This window comes from Dubosiella newyorkensis (assembly GCF_001945605.1).
GTDB classification, from domain to species: Bacteria; Bacillota_I; Bacilli_A; order Erysipelotrichales; family Erysipelotrichaceae; genus Dubosiella; species Dubosiella newyorkensis.
The window spans coordinates 1-4,161 of the sequence record NZ_MPKA01000033.1 but is presented as its reverse complement, the minus strand read 5'-3'; the positions used below and the strand labels follow the sequence as shown (position 1 = coordinate 4,161).

General features: G+C 34.4%; 4 protein-coding genes. 1 reads left to right on the top strand and 3 read right to left on the bottom strand.

All coding sequences use genetic code 11. The features are described 5' to 3' along the window. The coding region (locus BO225_RS12630; protein WP_233120262.1) for a hypothetical protein at nt 1-186 on the top strand (186 nt) is incomplete at its 5' end. 37 nt (nt 187-223) lie between these two features. Here BO225_RS12630 and BO225_RS00990 read toward each other — a convergent pair. From BO225_RS00990 to BO225_RS12625, 3 genes are all read right to left on the bottom strand, one after another. Continuing rightward, a complete protein-coding gene (locus BO225_RS00990; protein WP_076340427.1) occupies nt 224-3,346 on the bottom strand; it encodes a type I restriction endonuclease subunit R in 3,123 nt (1,040 codons plus the stop codon). Then, a complete protein-coding gene (gene fic / locus BO225_RS00985) occupies nt 3,343-3,966 on the bottom strand; it encodes a protein adenylyltransferase Fic (RefSeq protein WP_076340426.1) in 624 nt (207 codons plus the stop codon). Before fic ends, BO225_RS00990 begins: the two co-directional genes overlap by 4 nt. Nucleotides 3,967-3,974: 8 nt before the next feature. Beyond that, nucleotides 3,975-4,161, bottom strand: a 187-nt coding sequence (locus BO225_RS12625; protein WP_473213610.1) for a restriction endonuclease subunit S domain-containing protein, incomplete at its 5' end; no start/stop codon positions are given.

Sequence of the window (4,161 nt, the reverse complement as noted above, 5' to 3'; positions counted from 1 at the left end):
GCAGATCCATTTCCATCTTTTTTATATTTCATAGTTGCTACGGACAATGTTTTATCAACTGTTATTCCAATTAAATTACGTTCATTATTGATTTTATATAGTTCTCCAAACCTACGCTGTTCCCAAGTAATTACAAAAATAGAGCCGAAAATAATACTCGGCCCTTGCTATCTGATTTCTATTTGAAAATAGGTCAATTGGTTAATTGTAAATGGTTTTGAAGCTAATCTTCTAAATCAAAACCTCCAGAAAGCGTAAATTTTTTGATTAATTCATACATTCTCTGCTTTACTTTCGGTGGAATTAATTTTATTCTTTCTTTTTTTTCGAAATAAGCTTTTGCTTTTGCTTTGTCGTAATCATTAACGATTTCGTCAAGCAATCCATATTGATTTATCGTGTTTTCATTGACTTTTCTTGCCAACATTTCTTCTAATTTGGTTTGATTTAGTCCAAAAGTGTCTGCAAAACGCTGAATGCGAGCGTTAGTGGCATTTGCCATATAATCTTGAATATATTCTTGTAATGTTTTATCTGGTTCTAATTGAATATCCCCACGCTGTAAATCGTGAATAAAGATATTTGCATATTTTTGCTCATCTTGAGATAAAGTCGAAAAAGACTTATGAACTTCTTGAAGCGCTTGTTCTGCTTCTTCTGATGAAACACCTTTTTGTTCGATCACCTTTAGATATTTTTTAAATCTTGAATTCATGTATTCAGCATTTATTCGTGCCGTATCTATTTCAGTTAAGTGTCCTTTAAGTTCGAATGGTATATCATCAATATCTTTAGGTATTCCTGGTTCAACTTTACGGTCAATTTCCTTATAACGTTGAATTAACGAAAGATATTGTTCTTCGGACATCGCCGTTCTAACTTGTGATACTTCAACTGAATTTGTTCCTACATTTTCGTCTTTAAAAGTATACTCTTCTTTTCCCCAAACAAATCCTTGGATCTTGGCTGCGTCAAGGTATTGATTAAATTGATTGAATAAAGACACAAATTTTGCCTGTACCGCTTTTTCTTTTGGTAAAGTCGAATACTCAACAATATCTTCTTTCACAAATAAAGTTTTGATTTCTTCGGCGACTTTGTTCATATTTTCTAGGTTTGTTTTTAAATTGTCTACAAATAAACCGAATGGTTTATCTCCTGAATAAAGCTTAATTGCCTCTTCTATATTCTTTTCCATTGTGTGTGGATAGCGATAATAGCGAATCGTACCAAATTGTTTATCTTGACCAAATAATCGATTGGTTCTAGAAAACGCTTGAATGATATTTTCGTATTTCATTAACTTATCCATATATAGTGTATTGATCCATTTTGAATCGAATCCTGTTAACATTTGATCAACGACAATAAGGAGATCGAGCTGTTTTTCTGGAGCTAAATTTCGATAGTATTCTTTATGAGCTAATCGAAAAGAAACATCTTTTTTAAATGCTGGGTATATCGCCATTTGAAATTTTTGATCAAACAAGTCATTGTAGTCTTTTAAAATCTGAACTGTTTCCTGTTCCTTCACTGTTGCCCCAGCTTTATTATCAATGCTCGGATCATATAGACAAGTCACTTTCATTGTAGGAATCATTTCACGAATCAATTTATAATAAGCGATTGCTTCTGGAATTGAACTGGTAGCGAATATTGAATGAAATTTCTTGCCTGCACTTAATCGAATCCAGTTCTTTTTAATATCTTCGACAACCATTTTGCGATGCTCTTTGCGATCGTATTGAGAGGATGGTAATTCTGCTTCAATCTTTACCATTGGAATGGAAGGGTCAGTATACTTCAAATACTTTTCTTTCTTTGCCTCATCCTTAAACACTTCCTCTTCAGAGGAGGCTTTTACTTTAGATAAACCGACAGCTTTTCTCACATCTGAATCAGAATATGTTGAAATTTTATAAACATCAAATCCTAAGACATTGTGATCTCGAATGCCATCTGCAATACTATATCGATGAAGTTCATCTCCAAAAATTGAAACTGTTGTATTATGATTTTTTTGATTTTCCTCATGAATCGGTGTTCCAGTAAAACCAAAAAACATAGCGCGCGGAAATGTTTTCTTAATTGAATAAAGCATATCTCCAAATGTTGAACGATGCGCCTCATCAATGATAAAGACAATACGTTTATTAGAGATTTGTTCAATATCGTATGCATTCAACCCATTCTCGTCATCTTTGATTCTAGACATCTTTTGAATAGATGTAACAATCAACGAGTCTGTCACATTATCACTTTTCAATCTTGTTTTGAGTTCATGTGTGTCTTCTGTCGCTTGAACAACTTCTTTCTCGCTAGCAAATGAATTATATTCTTTCAAGGATTGAGTACCCAACTCGATTCGATCTGTCAGAAAAACGACTTTATCAGCATCATTCGAACTTGCGATCAACTGAGCCGATTTAAAACTCGTCATCGTTTTTCCAGAACCAGTTGTATGCCAAACATAACCACCATGTTGATCGCCGTTTTCCCAATCTTTCTTCGCAACTCGATCTGAAATGGCATTTGCCGCATAATACTGATAACTACGCATGACTTTCAAAACGCCATCGCCTGTATCAGCCACCGTATAATATCCAATCATCTGATGAGCCATTGGAATAGATAATAAACCAACAATTACATCTTTCCAATTATTCAATACTTCGTTCATCGAATCTTCCCAGTGGAAATAAAAATTCTCGTTGAACGTTCCTTCAGGACCTGGATTTGTGAAATATACTGTATCGTCTGGAGTCATAGCTACAAAAACTTGAATCAAAGAAAACAGTCCTGTAAATACGCCTTCTTTCGCATATTTTTCTATCTGATATTGTGCTTCGATCCGCTGTTCTTTGCTTCTCTTCAATTCGATATGAATCACTGGCATCCCGTTGATCAATAGAAGTAAATCACCTCTACGATCACTTGTCATCTTAGAATGTGTAGGAAATTTTGGCTGTTGAACAATTTGATAACGACTCTGACCAGCAGCAATTTCTCGCTTATTATAGATTTTCAGACTTACCTCTTTTCCAAAATGAAGTTTATCTCCGGGATTATCTCGCTTAATCGAAACACTTTCACCATTGATAAATCCATTCAATTTCAAAGGGGTCTTCAACGCTCGAATTTGTTCAAGAATCTGATCCATCTCACTGGAAGTTAAAGGAACATTGTTTAGCTGATCAATTCCACGATTGTTTTCAAACAAAATATCCGCCCAATTTTGAATTAGATCTTTTTCCGTGGCATTCTTTAAAACTTTGTCTTCCCAACCATGATCTTTCAACAATTGAATGACTGCTTCTTCAAATTGAGCTTCTTTCGCGAATGTCATTTTATCCCCTCCTTTACCAGTTCTTCCGTTTTATAGGCATAGTAACCCTCATAGAAATAACTATGATCAACGCCCTTCATAAACATTTCTCTACTCTCGACTTCTTGAGAAAGTGCTTGTTTTAGGACATGTTTGATTTCAATATCCCGAATTGGACTACGCTCCATCGCAAGCAAATAATCCTCTTTATCTACTTTGCTCCAATCGATCACAAGACCAAGTTCCACTTTCAGCATGTGATCAAGCCAAATTCTTCCTGAACGTCCATTACCTTCCCGAAATGGATGCGCAACATTCATTTCGACATACTTTTCAACGATTTCATCAAATGTAGATTGTGGCATTTGATCGATTGTCTCTAAAGAAGATGATAAATACATGATTGGTGCAAAACGAAAATTTCCCTTAGCAATATTGATCGCTCTAATTTGTCCAGTAAAATCATAAATATCCGAAAATAGATGTTTATGAATAAAAGCCAAAGTACTAAACTTGCCAGCAGGCATATCTTTCAGCATACCTGAATTAAAAAGTTCGATAGCACGTAACTTACTGATTCTCTCTTCTTCACGCGCTAATTCAGGAGAATTATCAATCCCTAATTTGTTTTTTAAAGTCATTTTTTCACCTATACGAACATTTTTTCCAGTAAAGAAGCCTTCACCTTTTTTAACTTTTCAACTTTACGCTGATGAAGGGTGATAAACTTGTCTATATCCAAAAATAAATTCCCGATTTTATTCTGTTCTTCTATACCTGGAATTAGAATAACTTGTTTAAAAAAATCTTCAGGAACTAATTCGTTCATCATAGTG